Annotated in this window: 16 protein-coding genes; 11 read left to right on the plus strand and 5 right to left on the minus strand. The window is 72.8% G+C overall.

All coding sequences use genetic code 11. The annotated features are described in order from the left end of the window. Nucleotides 1-112 precede the first annotated feature (112 nt). Complete coding sequence (gene glnA / locus C7S10_RS21390) at nt 113-1,450, plus strand: type I glutamate--ammonia ligase (RefSeq protein WP_108346862.1); 1,338 nt, start codon at nt 113-115, stop codon at nt 1,448-1,450. Nucleotides 1,451-1,462: 12 nt separating this feature from the next. On the opposite strand, the gene C7S10_RS21395 is transcribed toward glnA, so the two are convergent. Then, a complete protein-coding gene (locus tag C7S10_RS21395; protein WP_108346864.1) occupies nt 1,463-1,702 on the minus strand; it encodes a hypothetical protein in 240 nt (79 codons plus the stop codon). Nucleotides 1,703-1,775: 73 nt separating this feature from the next. Here C7S10_RS21395 and C7S10_RS21400 point away from each other — a divergent pair, with 73 nt between their 5' ends. From C7S10_RS21400 to C7S10_RS21420, 5 genes are all read left to right on the plus strand, one after another. Beyond that, nucleotides 1,776-4,757: a bifunctional [glutamine synthetase] adenylyltransferase/[glutamine synthetase]-adenylyl-L-tyrosine phosphorylase gene (locus C7S10_RS21400; protein WP_243395525.1), complete on the plus strand. Its 2,982-nt coding sequence runs from the start codon at nt 1,776-1,778 to the stop codon at nt 4,755-4,757. A 60-nt stretch (nt 4,758-4,817) separates the two neighbouring features. Then, a complete protein-coding gene (locus C7S10_RS21405) occupies nt 4,818-5,474 on the plus strand; it encodes a SatD family protein (RefSeq protein WP_108346868.1) in 657 nt (218 codons plus the stop codon). After that, nucleotides 5,471-6,208 carry a hypothetical protein gene (locus C7S10_RS21410; RefSeq protein WP_108346870.1) on the plus strand — a complete coding sequence of 246 codons (738 nt, stop codon included), beginning with the start codon at nt 5,471-5,473 and terminating at the stop codon, nt 6,206-6,208. Before C7S10_RS21405 ends, C7S10_RS21410 begins: the two co-directional genes overlap by 4 nt. Nucleotides 6,209-6,216: 8 nt before the next feature. Continuing rightward, entirely contained in the window at nt 6,217-6,906 is a 690-nt protein-coding gene (locus tag C7S10_RS21415) for a hypothetical protein (protein ID WP_108346872.1), read from the plus strand. Between the two features lie 87 nt (nt 6,907-6,993). Then, the gene (locus C7S10_RS21420; protein WP_108346874.1) at nt 6,994-8,412 is read left to right on the plus strand and encodes a PepSY-associated TM helix domain-containing protein; all 1,419 of its coding nucleotides are present in this window, start codon (nt 6,994-6,996) and stop codon (nt 8,410-8,412) included. An 84-nt stretch (nt 8,413-8,496) separates the two neighbouring features. Here the strand turns inward: C7S10_RS21420 and C7S10_RS21425 are convergent, their stop codons facing one another. Continuing rightward, nucleotides 8,497-8,775 (minus strand): HU family DNA-binding protein, encoded by a 279-nt coding sequence (locus C7S10_RS21425; RefSeq protein WP_108346876.1) that lies wholly within the window; start codon nt 8,773-8,775, stop codon nt 8,497-8,499. A gap of 102 nt (nt 8,776-8,877) precedes the next feature. On the opposite strand from C7S10_RS21425, the gene C7S10_RS21430 reads away from it, so the two are divergent. Beyond that, the gene (locus C7S10_RS21430; RefSeq protein ID WP_108346878.1) at nt 8,878-9,366 is read left to right on the plus strand and encodes a hypothetical protein; all 489 of its coding nucleotides are present in this window, start codon (nt 8,878-8,880) and stop codon (nt 9,364-9,366) included. Between the two features lie 119 nt (nt 9,367-9,485). Here C7S10_RS21430 and C7S10_RS21435 read toward each other — a convergent pair whose 3' ends face one another. The 3 genes from C7S10_RS21435 to C7S10_RS21445 all read right to left on the minus strand — a co-directional run bounded on the left by C7S10_RS21435 (nt 9,486) and on the right by C7S10_RS21445 (nt 12,962). Beyond that, nucleotides 9,486-11,333 (minus strand): bifunctional metallophosphatase/5'-nucleotidase, encoded by a 1,848-nt coding sequence (locus tag C7S10_RS21435; RefSeq protein WP_108346880.1) that lies wholly within the window; start codon nt 11,331-11,333, stop codon nt 9,486-9,488. 81 nt (nt 11,334-11,414) lie between these two features. Then, a complete protein-coding gene (locus C7S10_RS21440) occupies nt 11,415-12,167 on the minus strand; it encodes a hypothetical protein (RefSeq protein WP_108346882.1) in 753 nt (250 codons plus the stop codon). 12 nt (nt 12,168-12,179) lie between these two features. Then, nucleotides 12,180-12,962, minus strand: a complete 783-nt coding sequence (locus tag C7S10_RS21445) for a ceramidase domain-containing protein (protein ID WP_108346884.1) — start codon at nt 12,960-12,962, stop codon at nt 12,180-12,182. Nucleotides 12,963-13,391: 429 nt separating this feature from the next. Between C7S10_RS21445 and ctlX the strand changes: the two genes are divergently transcribed. Genes ctlX through C7S10_RS21465 form a run of 4 tightly spaced genes read left to right on the plus strand, consistent with a single transcriptional unit; the run spans nt 13,392 to nt 16,164 of the window. Beyond that, entirely contained in the window at nt 13,392-14,423 is a 1,032-nt protein-coding gene (gene ctlX / locus C7S10_RS21450) for a citrulline utilization hydrolase CtlX (RefSeq protein ID WP_108346886.1), read from the plus strand. Then, the gene (locus C7S10_RS21455; protein WP_243395526.1) at nt 14,423-14,848 is read left to right on the plus strand and encodes a PaaI family thioesterase; all 426 of its coding nucleotides are present in this window, start codon (nt 14,423-14,425) and stop codon (nt 14,846-14,848) included. The genes ctlX and C7S10_RS21455 overlap by 1 nt, the downstream gene beginning before the upstream one ends. A 55-nt stretch (nt 14,849-14,903) precedes the next feature. Further along, nucleotides 14,904-15,464, plus strand: coding sequence for an RNA polymerase sigma factor (locus tag C7S10_RS21460; RefSeq protein ID WP_243395527.1), 561 nt, complete (start codon nt 14,904-14,906; stop codon nt 15,462-15,464). Further along, nucleotides 15,457-16,164, plus strand: coding sequence for a hypothetical protein (locus tag C7S10_RS21465; RefSeq protein ID WP_108346888.1), 708 nt, complete (start codon nt 15,457-15,459; stop codon nt 16,162-16,164). The genes C7S10_RS21460 and C7S10_RS21465 overlap by 8 nt, the downstream gene beginning before the upstream one ends. Nucleotides 16,165-16,186 lie beyond the last annotated feature (22 nt).

A 16,186-nucleotide genomic window follows, 5' to 3' on the forward strand; every position in this document is an offset into this window, starting at 1 on the left:
CTGGTCCATCGACGCTAGCACCGCACGCCGGACGCCCGACCCGGGTGGAGGTGTCGGGCCGTTGGGCGGGCGCGCGTCCGACGCGGGGTCGCACGCCCCCTAGGCTGGCGTCATGGGCAAGCAGGAAGACTTCGTACTCCGCGCACTCGAAGAGCGCGACGTCCGCTTCGTGCGGCTGTGGTTCACCGATGTCCTGGGCTTCCTGAAGTCCGTGGCGGTGGCGCCGGCCGAGCTCGAGGGGGCCTTCGAGGAGGGCATCGGGTTCGACGGCTCGGCCATCGAGGGCCTGGCCCGCGTCTACGAGGCCGACATGCTGCTCAAGCCCGACCCGTCGACGTTCCAGATCCTGCCGTGGCGCGGCGAAGGCCCCGCGACCGCGCGGATGTTCTGCGACATCGCGATGCCCGACGGGTCCGCGTCGTTCGCCGACCCGCGCCACGTCCTCAAGCGCACCCTGAGCGCCGCGGCCGACAAGGGCTTCACCTTCTACACCCACCCCGAGATCGAGTTCTACCTCTTCAAGGACCACCCCGAGCCCGGCGAGGAGCCGCGTCCGGTCGACCGCAGCGGGTTCTTCGACCACACCGCGCAGTCGATGGGCTCCGACTTCCGCCGTGAGGCCATCTCGATGCTCGAGGCGATGGGGATCTCGGTCGAGTTCAGCCACCACGAGGGCGGGCCGGGCCAGCAGGAGATCGACCTGCGGTACGCCGATGCGCTCTCGACCGCCGACAACATCATGACCTTCCGCACGGTCGTGCGGGAGGTGGCGCTGAGCCAGGACATCTGGGCGTCCTTCATGCCCAAGCCGTTCACCACGCACCCCGGCTCGGGCATGCACACGCACGTCTCGCTGTTCGAGGGTGACCGCAACGCCTTCTACGAGGCCGGCGCGGAGTACCAGCTGTCGAAGACCGGTCGTTGCTTCATCGCCGGCGTGCTGCGGCACGCCAACGAGATCAGCGTCGTCACCAACCAGTGGGTCAACTCCTACAAGCGGCTGATCGGCGGCGGCGAGGCCCCGTCCTACATCTGCTGGGGCCACAACAACCGCTCGGCGATGATCCGGGTGCCGATGTACAAGCCCAACAAGGGCCAGTCCACCCGCATCGAGCTGCGCACGATCGACGCCGCCTGCAACCCCTACCTCGCGTTCGCGGTGATCCTGGCGGCCGGCATGAAGGGCATCGAGGAGGGGCTCACGCTGCCCCGCGAGGCCGAGGACGACGTGTGGTCGCTCACCGAGCGCGAGCGCAAGGCGCTCGGCATCGAGCCGCTGCCCAAGAGCCTGTGGGACGCCATCGGCATCGCCGAGGACTCCGAGCTGCTCGCCGAGACGCTGGGCGAGCACGTCTACGACTTCTTCCTGCGCAACAAGCGCGCGGAGTGGGAGGAGTACCGCGGGCAGGTCTCGGCGTTCGAGCGCGACCGGATGCTCCCGGTCCTCTGACCGGGGCCCGGGTCACCAGCTGAAGGCCGGCCGGATCCCGTCGGGGGGCGGGGCGGTCTCGTCGGTCGGCGCCGGCTCGGGGGTGGCACCACTCGCCTGGGCCGCCGACCGCAGCCGGGCGGGGACGTCCCAGATGGCCCGCAGGACCACTGCCGCCGCTCCGACGGCCAGCAACCGGGGGCCGACGACCGCTCCGGCGAACCGTTGCGTGGGGTGCGGGCGGGCGTCGAAGTCCTGCGGTGCCGAGCGCATGGCGCATGGTCGCACGCGCTCACGAGGCGATCGCGGCCGTCCGCCGCGCCCCGCCGGGCATAGGATTGTCGGCGTGACGACCCAGCGGCCCCGGACCGCGGGGTCACTCGTCCGGCTGGGCTTCCTCGACGGGGCAGCCGCCGCTGCGGGCCTCGATCGACTGGGTGAGCTGGGTCCGGAGATCTGCACGCCGCTGGCCGCCTCGGCCGACCCCGACGCGGCGCTGGCCGGGCTCCTCCGCCTCGCCGACGCGGTCGAGAACCGGGCCGAGCTGCTCGAGGCGGTCGCCGACGACGAGGGTACGGCGATGCGCCTGTGCTCGGTCCTGGGCGCCAGCGAGGCGCTCACGGCCCATCTCGTCCGGCACCCCGACCAGTGGCGTGACCTGACGGACCCCACCATCGGCGCCACGCGTGCCCCCGCCTTCGCGATGCGTGCGGCGCTGCTGGCCTCCGTCGGTGCCGATCCGCAGGTCGCGGAGCCGGTCGCCACGCTGCCCGACGCGGCGGCCGTCGACGCGCTGCGGGTCGCGTACCGGCGGATCCTGCTGCGGCTCGCCGCCCGCGACCTGGCCCACCACCTGCCCGTCGACGACGCGGCCGCCGAGATCGCGGACCTCGCGGCCGGCACCCTCGAGGCCGCGCTGGCCGTCGCCCGCGCCCGGGTCGGCGAGGCGGCGAGGACGACCCGGCTCGCCGTCATCGCCATGGGCAAGTGCGGTGGGCGCGAGCTCAACTACGTCTCCGACGTCGACGTGGTCTTCGTGTTCGCGCCGGTCGAGGGGGCCGACGAGGGGGGCGCGCTGCGGGCCGCGACCCAGCTGGCGTCCCAGCTGATGCAGGTCTGCTCCGACCACACCGCCGAGGGGACCATCTGGCCCGTCGACGCCAACCTGCGGCCCGAGGGGGCGTCCGGCCCCCTGGTGCGGACCCTCGCCAGCCACCGCGGCTACTACGAGAAGTGGGCCAAGACCTGGGAGTTCCAGGCGCTGCTCAAGGCCCGGCCCGTCGCGGGCGACCTCGCGCTGGGTGAGGACTACGTCCGGATGATCGAGCCGATGGTCTGGTCGGCCGCCGAGCGCGACGGCTTCGTCCACGACGTGCAGGCGATGCGCCGACGGGTCCTCGACCACATCCCGGCGCACGAGGCGGAGCGGCAGCTGAAGCTCGGGTCGGGAGGACTGCGGGACGTGGAGTTCGCCGTCCAGCTCCTGCAGCTGGTCCACGGCCGCGCCGATCCGGCGATCCGCGCGCGGGCCACGCTGAGTGCGTTGGCCGAGCTGACCGACGGCGGCTACGTCGGGCGCGAGGACGGCGAGGCGCTGCACGACGCCTATGCGTTCCTGCGGACCCTCGAGCACCGCATCCAGCTGCACCGGCTGCGGCGCACGCACGTGGTCCCGGACGACGAGGCCTCGCTGCGCCGGCTCGGACGCTCGCTCGGGATGCACTCCGAGCCGGTGGCCGAGCTCGACCGGCAGTGGAAGTACCACCGCCGCGAGGTGAGGCGGCTGCACGAGAAGCTGTTCTACCGTCCGCTGCTGGCCGCCGTGGCCAAGCTCGCAAGCAGTGACGCGCGGCTGTCCCTCGACGCGGCGGAGGCCCGGCTCTCGGCGCTCGGCTACGACGACCCGAAGGGCGCCCTGCGCCACCTCGAGGCCCTCACCAGCGGGGTCTCGCGCACCTCCGACATCCAGCGCACCCTGCTGCCGGTCATGCTCGAGTGGCTGGCCGACTCGCCCGACCCGGACGCCGGCCTCTTCGGCTTCCGGCGCCTGAGCGAGAGCCTGGGCCGCTCGCCGTGGTACCTCAAGATGCTGCGCGACGAGGGCGAGGTCGCCGAGCGGCTCGCCTTCCTCCTCGGCACCTCGCGCTACGCCACCGACCTGCTCGAGCGCGAGCCGCAGGGCGTGCGGATGCTCGGCGGCGACCTGTCGCCGCTGTCCGCCGAGGCGCTCACGACCGAGATGCTGTCGGTGGCGTCCCGGCAGAGCGATCCCGAGGAGGCGGTGCGGGCGGTGCGCGCCGTACGCCGCCGTGAGCTGTTGCGGATCGCCTGCGGCAACCTCGTCGCCGGCACGGACGTGGCGCTGGTCGGCGCTGGTCTGTCGCGACTCACGGACGCGACGCTCGAGGCGACGTTGACGGTCGCGATGGACGCCGTGCGGGTCGCCCGCGGCCTCGACGAGGAGCCCACGCGGATGGCGGTCGTCGCGATGGGGAGGTACGGCGGGTTCGAGCTGTCCTACGGCAGCGACGCGGACGTGATGTTCGTCCACGAGGCGCGCGAGGGCGTCGAGGCGCAGGTCGCGGCGGCGTACGCCCAGGCCGTGGTGGGCGAGCTGCGACGGCTGCTGTCCCTGCCCGCCAGCGACCCGCCGCTCGTGGTGGACGCCGACCTGCGACCGGAGGGCAAGCAGGGGCCGATGGTGCGCACGCTCGCCTCCTACGAGGCCTACTACGCCAAGTGGTCGCACGTGTGGGAGTTCCAGGCGCTGCTGCGGGCCGACGCGGTGGTCGGCGACCCCGAGCTCCGGGCACGGTTCACCGCCCTCATCGATCCGCTGCGCTTCCCCAGCGAGGGGATCTCGCCCGACGACGTGGTGGAGGTGCGCCGGATCAAGGCTCGCGTCGACGACGAGCGGCTGCCGCGCGGCGCCGACCCCAACACCCACCTCAAGCTGGGCCGCGGCGGCCTCGCGGACGTCGAGTGGACCGTGCAGCTGCTCCAGATGCGGCACGCGGGCACGGTGCCCGAGCTGCGCACGCCGCAGACGCTCGCGGCGCTGGAGGCGGCGGTGGCCGCCGACCTGGTCGCGGCAGAGGACGCCGAGGTGCTGGCCGACTCCTGGCGGCTGGTGAGCAGGATGCGCAACGCCGTGACCCTGGTGCGCGGCAAGCCGTCGGACCAGGTGCCCCGCGACGCGACCGAGCGGGCGGCCGTGGCGCGGGTGCTCGGCTACGCCGCGGGAGACTCCGACCGGATGGTCAACGACTACCTGCGCACCACCCGACGGGCGCACGCGATGGTGGAGAAAGTGTTCTGGGAAGAGTGAAGGACATGACTTTATTTGATGAAAGTGAAGTGATAGTCTTCTTTTCAGTGAGGTGAAGCCATGCCCGTCACCACCCTGATCGGCGACCTGATCGGCTCACGCGTCTCCGCGGACCGACGGGCGCTGCACGCACGGTTCCAGCAGGCCATCGACGACGTCAACGAGCGGTTCGCGCCGCCGACGCCCGCACGGATCACCGTGGGCGACGAGTACCAGGCCGTCTTCGCGAGCCTCGGCGACGCGCTGGCCGCGTCGCTGCTGGTGCGCATCGCGCTGCGACCCGACGGCGACATCCGTCACGGGCTAGGGCGCGGGGAGGTGCAGGTGCTCGACGCCTCGCCGCGGGTCGAGGACGGTCCCGGCTGGTGGGCGGCCCGGGCCGGGATCGAGCGGGTGGAGGCGGCCGAGGGTCGGGCGGCGTCGCGCACGCTGCGGACGGCGTACGTCGCCGGGCCGGCCGGCGAGGACGAGGCCGGCACCGGCCCCGGCACCGACACCGAGGCCCTGGTCAACGCCACCCTGCTGCTGCGCGACGAGCTGGTCACCGGGCTCTCCGACCGCTCGTTGTCGGTGCTGCGTGGTCTGCTGGACGACGAGACACAACGCGACCTCGCCGAGCGGCTGGGCATCAGCCCGTCGGCCGTCTCCCAGCGGGTCCGCGCCGACGGCCTCGGGACCATCGTGGCCGCCCATGACCTGATGAAGGAGATCCCGTGAGTTGGCTTGCCGTGCTGCTGATCGGGCTGGCACTCGCCGACCTGACGCACTCGGTGCGGCCGGTGCGCATCCTGCCCGAGTGCGTCGGGGCCGCGGGTGCCGTGGTGGTCGGGCTCGTCGCCGGGCTGACGCAGGGCCGCGACGTCGTCGCCCTGCTGCTGATCGCGATCGCCGTGCTGGCGTGGGGGCAGTCCGTGACCCACGGCTTCGCCGGCCGGATCCCGGCGTGCGTGCCGCTGGCCGTCCTGGCGTCCTCCGTCGGGGTCGCGATCGCCGTCGCCGGGTGGGCCGATCCGGCCGGCGGCTGGCTCGGCGACTGGCTGGACGGGACACCGCTGCCCGTGCTGGGCGGCCTGGACGCGGATCGCGCGCTGCTGCTGGGGGGTGCCTTCGCCGTCCAGCTGAGCACGGGCAACGTCGTGGTGCGCTTGGTGCTGGCTGCCACGGACACCGTCAACCCGGCCCGCCACGGGCAGAGCGACGACCCCGAGATGCAGCTCAAGGGCGGCCGCCTGCTGGGACCGTTGGAGCGGGTCTTCATCCTGGGCCTCGCGCTCGCGGGCCAGGTGACGGCCGCGAGCATCGTGGTCGCGGCCAAGGGGCTGTTGCGCTTCCCCGAGCTGTCCTCGCGTCGCGACCAGGAGCGCATCCACCTGCTGACGGAGTACTTCCTGGTCGGCAGCTTCGTCTCCTGGCTGGTCGCGCTGACCTCGCTCGTGCTGCTCATGGAATGATCTGCGCCATGACCGGCCGTCCCGACTCGCTGCTGTGGTGGCGCGCCGGGACCGTGTCGGCGATGACCTTCCTGCTCGGCGCCGTCGGGCACGTGAGCGCCGGCGGGCTGATGCCGTCGTGGGTGGTGCTCGCGGCGATGTTCGCGATCGGCACCACGGTCTGCGCCTCGGTGCTGTCCCAGCGGGTCTCCGCGGGCCGCATCATCGCGCTCGTGGCGCTGGGCCAGACGGCGTGCCACGCGGTGCTCAGCCTCGCGGCCGGCCACGCCGGCGACGCCCCCGCGGTGGCGCGCGACCTGGGCCACGGCGCGGGGACGAGCTCGCTCCCGGTCAGCGACGGCCACCGGGTGGGCTCGCTGCAGGACTACTACGACGCGACCGTCGGGGCGTCCACGACGGGCTCGGCGCTGACCGTGCCCGACCCGGCTGCCCTGCTGCAGCACCTGCCGATGTTCGCCCTCCACACGCTGGTCGCGGTGCTCGTCGGCCTGTGGCTGGCGGCCGGCGAACGAGCGCTCTCGGCGCTGCTGACCCTCGTCGTGACGCGCGTCGTCGCGCTGCTCGTGGTGCCCGCCGTGGCGGTCACCACCGCACCCCGCCTGGCGCCGCTGCGTCGGCGCCCCGCCACTCCTCCCTCGCTCGCCCGGGTGGCACGCACCGTCGTGCGCCGTGGTCCGCCGGCCCTCCTCGCCGCCTGACCATCCACCACCGACCGCGCGACCGCGGGCGCCGTACGCGCCCGTGCGCGTCCGTGCGGCGATCTCGCACTGCCGAGGAGACCTCGCATGACCACCCAGATCGACCCTGCCCCGTCGGGCTCGGCGCCGCCGCGCGCCACCTCGCCCCGGTCCACCACCGGCTCCGGCTGGTTCCGCGCCTTCTGGCGCTGGCACTTCTACGCCTCCTTCCTGGTGGCACCCGTCCTGCTCGTGCTGGCCGTCACCGGCCTGATCTACCTCTTCCGCTTCCAGCTCGAACCGCTGATCCACGCGGACCTGATGAAGGTCGAGGCGCCGTCGGCCACCTCGATCCAGCAGCCCTACGCCAACCAGCTCGCCGCCGTCGAGCGCGAGCTCCCCGACGCCACCGTCGTCTCGATGGCCGAGCCGCGCTCGGAGGGACGCAGCACCGTCTTCTCGGTCACGATGCCGGACGAGTCGGTGCGCGACGTCTTCGTCAACCCGTACGGCGCCGAGGTGCTCGGGTCCCTCGACCCCGACACCACGCTGTCGGGCTATGCCGTGCGGATCCACGCCGAGCTGATGGCCGGCACCTGGGGTGACCGACTGATCGAGCTCGCCGTCTGCTGGGCGATCGTCATGGCCGTCACCGGCTACTACCTGTTCTGGAAGGGCCGCAAGGCGCGGGCGCGGCAGAAGAAGGTGCTGCGCACCCGGCACGCCCAGATCGGGGTGGTCGCCGGCGTCGGGCTGCTCATGCTGCTCGTCTCCGGCCTCCCGTGGACCGGCTTCTGGGGGGCCAGGGCCCAGGAGCTGGCGACCGACCGGGGCACGTCGATGTGGTCGCTGGACCACGGCGCCATCTCCGACCCGACCTCCACCCTCGACGAGTCGCTGCCGCACAGCCACGCCACCGACGTGCCGTGGGCACAGGGCGCCACGGAGGTCCCACGCTCCGGCGAACCGACCGGCGAGGAGGGGGAGCGCTCGGTCTCCAACGTCGACACCGCGATCGCGGTCGCCGACGGCGAGGGGCTCCGGCACCCGATGACGGTCGCGCTCCCGGAGGACGACGGCGGGGTCTTCTCGGTCATCGGCTACGCGTTCGACGCGCCCAGCGACGAGCGGACCGTCCACGTCGACCAGTACGGCGGTGGGGTCGTGTCGACGTACGGCTTCGAGGACTACCCGACCCTGGCCAAGGTGGTCGCGCACGGCATCGGGCTGCACGAGGGCCGCTCGTTCGGCTACTGGTCGATGGCCGGCTCGACGTTGATGTGCCTGCTCGTCATCGCGTCGTGCGTCACCGGTCCGCTGATGTGGTGGCGGCGCCGGCCGTCGGGCTCGATCGGCGCACCGCGCGGGCGGATGCCGCTGCGGGGCACCCCGGTCCTGCTGGTGGGTCTGGTGGCGCTCGGGATCCTGCTGCCGTTCTTCGGGATCTCGGTGCTGGTCGTGCTGCTGCTCGACCAGCTCGTCGTCCGCCGGGTGCCGGCGCTGGCGGGCCGGCTCAACACGTCATGATCGGGCGCATGCGCTGACGGGCCGAAATGCAGCGGACGGCGTGACCCCGGTGGGGTCACGCCGTCCGGCGCGTTGGTGCGGTGATCAGCCCTTGTTGACGGCCGACTTGAAGGCGGCGCCGGCCTTGAAGGCGGGGGCGGTGCTCGCGGCGATCTCGATGCTCTCGCCGGTCTGCGGGTTGCGGCCGGTGCGCGCGTTGCGCGAGCGGGCCTCGAACGTGCCGAAGCCGGGCAGGGTGACCTTGTCGCCACCGGCGACGGCGCTGGTGATCGAGGACAGGACGGCCTCGAGAGCCTTGTCGGCCTGGGCGTTGGTCAGCTCGGCGTGCTGCGCGACGGCGTCGCGGAGTTCGGTCTTGTTCACGTGTGCTCCTTACAGATCGTGGGTTCTAACGCTCCAACCCAACACCACGGCACCCACGGACTTCAACGCACCCCCTCCCGGAACGGTGCGTAGCGTGGGGCCATGACCTCTCGAACCCCGGCCCGAGTCGGGTCCGCCCTCGTCCTCACCGGGCTCCTCGCCGCACCGATGGGCGTCGCCCCGGCCGGCGCCGCGGAGCACGCGGCGGGCCGGATCGCCGCCTCCGACGGCACCTGCACCTCCACGAAGCTGACCGGCGACAAGCCGATCCGGTCGAAGGCAGGCAAGAAGCTCGGGACCGCGCAGATGTTCACTGCGACGCGCGGCGGCGACCTCGGCTTCTGCGTCCGGATCACGCCGATCAAGCCGTTGCGCAAGGTCACGACGCAGGCACTGCTCCCGCACCAGACCTTCTTCGCCGACGGCCAGCCGAGCTCCCACGGCCTGATCGGCGGGTCGGGGCTGTGGCGCCACCCCTTCCTGGTCACCGGCAGCGACGTCGGCACGGGCTACTCCATGAAGGCGACCGCGAGGCTGGTCGTGCCCGGCGGACCGTCGGGCACGGCGAAGCTCGAGGGCACCCTGCCCTGAAGACACCCGGTGCCGGTGCATCGGGCGGCGACTTCTCGGGCGAGTTGTCGACGTCGGGGTGCTTGCATGCCCCCTGACGTCTGGGTTTCCCCGCAGGAGCGGGGAAACCCGGAGGGCTCTCAGGTGATGACGACCGGCTGGCCGCCCGAGACGAGCCGCCAGTCGACGGATGCGAACGCGGCGGGGTCGATGGTGCCGTTGGCCGTGACCCAGTCGATCAACAGCTGGCGGATCTCGTTCTGGCGGTTGTAGACGACCGGCGCGGTCGAGACGTGCGGGAACCCGCCGCCGCCCGACTGGCGGTAGTTGTTGACCGCCATCGCGAACTCCTGCGTCGCGGTCACCGGCACCCCGCCGTACGACAGGTCGAGGATCCGGGAGCCGACCGGCTGGGCGATGTCGATGTCGTAGGTGAGCGGTGCGTCGAGCCCGGCGATCGTGTCGAAGTTGTAGTCGGGGGTGCCGTTGGGGGCGGTGGTAGTGACGGCGTTGGTGACGTCGGCGACCGCGAACGGACCGGGTCCGGCGACCTGCTTGAAGTAGCGCGCGGTGAACTCGAGGTAGTCCTTGACCTGGGCGCCGGTCACCTTCACACCGAGCAGCGTGTTGTCGTAGATGTAGAGCCCGGCGACGTCGCGGACCGTGACCTGCCCGGCCGGGAACGACGCGGCCCGGTTGAACGGGGCGGCGATCGAGAGCACGGGGAGGGTGGCGTCGGCCCCGGTCAGGCCGGCCTTGACCGCGTCGGCCTGGACGAAGTTGACGAAGTCGATGATCGGCACGTCCTCGACCACGGCCCGGGCCGCGGACAGCGCGGCGGCGGAGGTGCCGACGGGCGAGTTGACGTAGGCGACGACGGTGTCGTGCTGCTTCTGCACGGCCTTCAGCACCGCGGGGTCGGCGGGCACGGCGTTGGAGTTGAGGGTCTGCGAGTGCGCGCCGACCAGCTTCCACCGGCCGTGGTGCAGCTCGACGTCCAGGTCGATCATGGCGACCCGCATGCCCCAGTAGAGCGGCTCGCAGAGCACCACCTCCTGCCCGGTGGTCGCGTTGGTGACGCGCCGCTCGGCGATCTCCTTGTGCGCGTGGCCGACCAGGATCGCGTCCACGCCCGGCACCTGCTCGGCCACGAGGGTGGCGGCGTTCTCGGGGTAGGGGAGCGCGTCGCCGTACGACGAGGACGTGTCGGCGCCGCTGTGGGCGGACACGACGACCAGGTCGCAACCGCGTCGCTTCATCTCCGGGACGAACTTCGCGGCCTGCTCCACCAGACCGGGGAACTCCATGCGGCCCTCGACGTTGGCCTTGTCCCAGATGGCGATGCCCGGGTTGGTGAGCCCGAGGATGCCGACCTTGAGGTTGGCTCCGTGCCGCTGCTTGAAGGTCTTGATGACGTACGGCGGGAACACCGGCCGCTTCGTCGCCGGGTCGACCGCGTTGGCGCCCAGCAGCGGGAAGTCGAGCTGGGACTCGAACCTGCGGAGCGTGTCGATGCCGTAGTTGAACTCGTGGTTGCCGAGCGCCGCGGCGTCGTAGCCGACGAGGTTCATGGCGTTGGCCATCGGGTGCCGGCCGCCGCCCGTGATCGGCTCGATGCGCGCGTAGTAGTAGGCGAGCGGGGTGCCCTGCAGGGTGTCGCCGGCGTCCAGCGTCAGCACCGACTGGTCGCGGAGCCTCGCGCGGGCGGCCTTGATGACCGCGGCGACCTTGGCGACCCCGATGTCGTCGTGGTCGGCGTTGTCGAACTCGGCGTTCTTGAAGTAGTCCCAGTTGAAGACGTTGCCGTGCAGGTCGGTCGTGCCGAGCACGGTGACGCGCGTCCGCGACCGGCCGTGCCCGTGTCCGCGCCCGCCGTGCCCGCCGTGCGCGTCGGCGGGGAGGGGGACGGCGACGAATCCGGCGGCGGCGAGGATCGCGGCGCCGCTGAGGGCCGTACGGCGCGTGGTGGCAGGTGTTTCCAGGGTCATGTGGGACTTCCCGAGAGTGGAGTGGATGGGGCTCCATCTACCTACAGGACCGGCCGGACGGTCAACCGCGGGTCGCGGTGATCAGTCGAGCTTCCCCAGGATCGCCGCGACGCCGAGCACCGCGAGGGCGACGACCGCGCCCCCGCCGCCGATGGCGCCCACGACGAGGGCGCCCTTGGACTCGGCCGGCAGCGTCGCCCAGAAGCCGGTGCGGTAGCCCGACGCCGCCAGCACCGCTCGCACGGGCTCGTGCAGCTCGCGGGACGAGAACCGGACGTCGACCTGGCGCCCCACGGAGCCGTCGGTGCCGACGCCCCACTCGATGCGGCGCTGGTAGGACCAGGTGCGTCCCGACTGCACGCGGACGCGGCCCGAGAGGCGTGCCGGACCGGCATCGAGGTCGAGGTCCTGCTCGTAGTCGCGCACCACGGCGACACCGGGACGGGTGGCGACCACCTCCACGCCGCGCACCACCTTCACGCGGTGCGCCGACGCCCAGCCGAGGAACGTCGCGTCGGCGAGGTCGGCATGGATGCGGATCGTGCTGCCCTCCAGGTCGACGGCGTACGGCGTGCCGGCCAGCCGCTCGCGGACCAGGTCGGCGACGCGGTCGAACGGCAGGGTCCCGTCCGCGGTCGCCGGCAGCCCTGTCCGGTCGGCGGTCTGCTCGCGCCGGGTGGCCGGCACCCACCACGCCATCACCAGCCCGACGAGGAGGAAGACGAGCCCGACGAGCAGCACCCACTCGCCGGTGACGACCGCCGCCACCGCCAGGCCGAGCCCGAGAGCGCTGAAGGCGAACGACATCACGGTCATCGGGATCCAGGTCTTCACCGCCCGATCACATCACGCGGGGGAGGTGGGACGTTCCGAGGCGTAGAGCCGGTGCAGGAAGTAGGCCGCGACCGCGCACAGCACGTGCCACGCGGCGTGGCCCTGCAGCAGGGAGTGCGGGTCGCACCACCCGTGCTGTGAGGCGTTCCAGATCACGAAGGCGACGAGCATCGAGGCGAGGGCCGCGACGCCGAAGGAGATCGTGCGCCGCGTCTCGCCGCGTCGCCACAGGACGGTCTCCAGCACCACCGCGGCGACGAGCAGCACCCCGAACGCGAGGTTGCCGGCGACGTGCACGACCGGCACCGGTCGCGACCACAGGCCGGCGAGCTCGCAGCCGAGCACGCACGTGGCGTACGCGACACCGAAGGCCGCCGGACCGCGGCGAGCGACCCGCACCCAGGCGTACGCCGCCGCGAATCCCGCGACGAGATACATGCTGAGCAGGTCGAGGTGCCCGCCGAGCTCGCTCTGCGTGGCGTGCATCGCGGCGGAGCCGGGACCGAGGAGCACCACGATGCAGGCGAGGGCGGTCTGCAACCGGCGTGGCATCACGGAGCCGGCAGCTGCGGTCGAGCCCGCGTGCGCGGCGATCGCCAGGCCCGCCAGCACGAAGCCGAGGTTGGACCAGCTGTTGGCGGGCTGGAGGACCGCGCCGGAGCGCGCTGCCTCGCAGAAGTTCGACCCCCGTCCCACGTCGGGACCCAGCCACGCCTGCCCGACCGCCGCCACGAGCAGGCCCACCGACAGCACCGCGACGGCGCCGGTGACCACGAGTGGGCGTGTGGACTGCATGCGCCATCTGACCATGAGCCCGACGGGCGACCGACCGAGCGACCGGGACCGCGGTCCCGGGAGCAGCCAGGACCCGGCCGGCTGTCCGACGACTGCCCGATGACGTCGGGACACCCGTCCCGGGCGCGCGCGGCTCCTCCCGCCGGGGTCGGGCCGGCGGCCTGCGCGCCTTCGAGCTCGCCCTCTCCCTCCTCCAGGTCGCCCCCTGGAGGGCGGCGGCGGACTCCTCACGTCCGGCCGAGGCGACCGAGCCGCCGGGCTCGAGGTCTCGGTCCGGGGCGTCGACACGGTGGACGACCTGCACCGGGCGGTCGAGATGGGGGTCACCCGCGTGCTCACGGGCCGCCCCGAGGTGGTCGGGCGGGCGTGCTGAGCGGGACGCGTCCTCGACTCAGTCGTTGTGCGCGCGATGGTCTAGATTCACGCCCCGTGAGTGCTCAGGCCCCTTCTGCCGTCATCCTGATCCGCGCCGAGCGGTTCACCCCCAACCCCGCGACCGCCGCCGACAACGCCTTCCAGGGCGACGTGCCGACCGGTCAGTCCGAGGACGAGATCTCGGCCCGGGCGCTGGCGGAGATGGATGCGCTCGCGGCGGCGCTGCGCGACGCGGGGGTGCGGGTGCACGTCTTCGCCGACGAGGACCACACGCGCCCGGACAGCGTGTTCCCCAACAACTGGCTCTCGACCCACGCCGGCGGCTCCGTCGCGGTCTACCCGATGTATGCCTCCAACCGCCGCCACGAGCGGCGCACGGACGTGCTGGAGATGCTGAAGTCCGACTATCGCGTGCAGTCGATCGTCGACTACTCCGGCCTCGAGCCCGACGGCATCTTCCTCGAGGGCACCGGGGCGATGGTCCTCGACCACGTCTCCCGGGTGGCCTACACCGCGCGCAGCCACCGCGCCGACATCGCGGTGCTCGAGCGCTTCTGCACCGACTTCAACTACGAGCCGATGGCCTTCGACGCCGTCGACGCGGGCGGCGTGCCGGTCTACCACACCAACGTGATCGCCTGCGTCGGCACCGAGGTCGCGATGATCGCGCTCGAGATGATCCCCGACGAGGTGCGCCGCGAGCAGGTCCGCGAGCGCCTGAGCGTCAACGGCCGTCAGGTCGTCGAGCTGACCGAGGACCAGATCCGCGAGTTCGCGGGCAACGCCGTCGAGCTGTGCGGTCGTACGCCGGAGGGCAAGCGTCGCTACATCATGGCGATGTCCTCGCGGGCGCGCCGCAGCCTGCGACCCGACCAGGTCGCGGTGATCGAGGAGTCCTGCGAGATCGTCGACGTCGACATCCCGACCATCGAGCTCGCCGGCGGGTCGGTGCGCTGCATGATCGCCGGTGTGCACCTCGACCGGCGGGTGCCGCTCGAGGAGGCCGTGCTCACCGAGGCGGTCGAGGCGATCAACGAGGACAACCCGGTCACCCCCGACGGCCGCAACATCGCCAACTTCGACTGATGGACACGACCGAGCCGGCCTTCCGACGCGTCGCCGCCAGCTTCGCGAAGCAGGGGCTGATGGCGCACCTGGGCGCCCGGCTCGGTGAGGTCTCGCCCGGCGAGGTCCACATCCACCTGCCGATGAGCCCGTCGGTCACCCAGCAGCACGGCTACTTCCACGGCGGGGCGACCACGACCATCGCGGACAGCGCCGGCGGGTACGCAGCGCTCACGCTGCTGGACGACGCCACGGAGGTGCTGGCCGTCGAGCTCAAGGTCAACCTGCTCGCCCCGGCGATCGGCGACGAGCTCGAGGCGGTCGGCACGGTGCTCCGGTCGGGGCGCACGCTGACCGTCTGCCGGATGGACGTGTTCGCCCGGTCCGGCTCCGAGCGGAAGCTGGTCGCGGCGGGGCAGCAGACCGTGATCGCCGTACGCGCCTGAGGGAACCTCGACGGCCGCGGCGGTGTAGACAGGGTGCTGGCTCCCACCGAACGGAGTGACGATCAGCGCCGATGACGATGCCGTCCTGGTCGCCCACGCACGCGCGGGCGACCCCGACGCGTTCGCCGTGCTGGTGCGCCGCCACGCCCCGATGGCCATGCGCACGGCCGCGCTGCTGGGGGCCGGCGCGAACGCGGAGGACGTCGTGCAGGACGCGCTGGTGAAGGCCTACGGCTCCCTCGGACGCTTCCGCGAGGGGCGCCCGTTCCGGGCGTGGCTGCTGCGGATCGTGGCCAACGAGACCCGCAACGCGCACCGGTCGTCCACCCGGCGCAGCGCGCGCGAGCAGCGGACACCACCGCCGGAGCTGCTCGACCCGGTCGGCGAGGTGGTGCACCGCGAGGAGAAGCAGCGCCTCCTCGACGCCCTCGACCGGCTCCCGGTCACGTTGCGCGCCGTCGTCACCTGCCGCTACCTGCTCGAGCTGGACGAGGCCGAGACCGCCGAGGTGCTGTCCGTGCCCCGCGGCACCGTGAAGTCGCGCCTGAGTCGGGGGCTCGCGCGGTTGCGCGTCGAGCTGGACGCCGGGACGGACAGCGAGGTGGGCCATGTCTGACGCCCTCGAGGCACGACTGCGCGAGCTCGGCCGCGACGTGCGGGTCGAGGTCCCGCGCGACCTCGAGGCCGCGGTGATGACCCGGGTGCGCGCGGCGCCGGTGCCGTCCGTGGGTCGCCGGACCCGCCTGCGCCGCTGGGTGGCCGGTGCCTTCCTCGGGCTGCTGGGCGTCGGCGTCGTGGCGTCGCCGGTGGGCGCCTCCGTCCTCGACTGGTTCGGGTTCCACGGCGTGGTCGTCGTCGGGGGGCAGCCGCGGGCCACCGACGAGCCGACGGTGCCGGGCGAGCCGGCGGGCCTCGGCCTGGACGCCGCCGCGGACCTGGCCGGCTTCACCCCGGTCGTGCCGGCCCTGCTGGGGGACCCGGACGGGGTCGCCGTCTCGGCCGACGGCGAGATCGTCTCGCTGTCCTGGGGCAGCGGCGAGGACACTGTGCGCCTCGACGAGTTCCGTGGCTCGATCGACCCGATGTTCCTCAAGTCGGTCGACCAGTCACGGATCGTCACGATCGACGCCGGGGTCGCCCTGTGGCTGGCCACGCCGCACGACGTCGGCGTGGTCACCGACGACGGGAGCACGCGGCGCCTCGATGCACGCCTGGCCGCACCCACGCTGGTCTGGACGCAGGGCGACCTCACGCTGCGCCTCGAGGGCGACCGCACCCTCGAGCAGGCGGTCGCGATCGCCGAGTCCGCCCGCTGAGGGGAACCGATCGGCCGGCGGC

This window comes from Nocardioides currus, assembly GCF_003057875.1.
In the GTDB taxonomy this organism is placed as follows: Bacteria; Actinomycetota; Actinomycetes; order Propionibacteriales; family Nocardioidaceae; genus Nocardioides; species Nocardioides currus.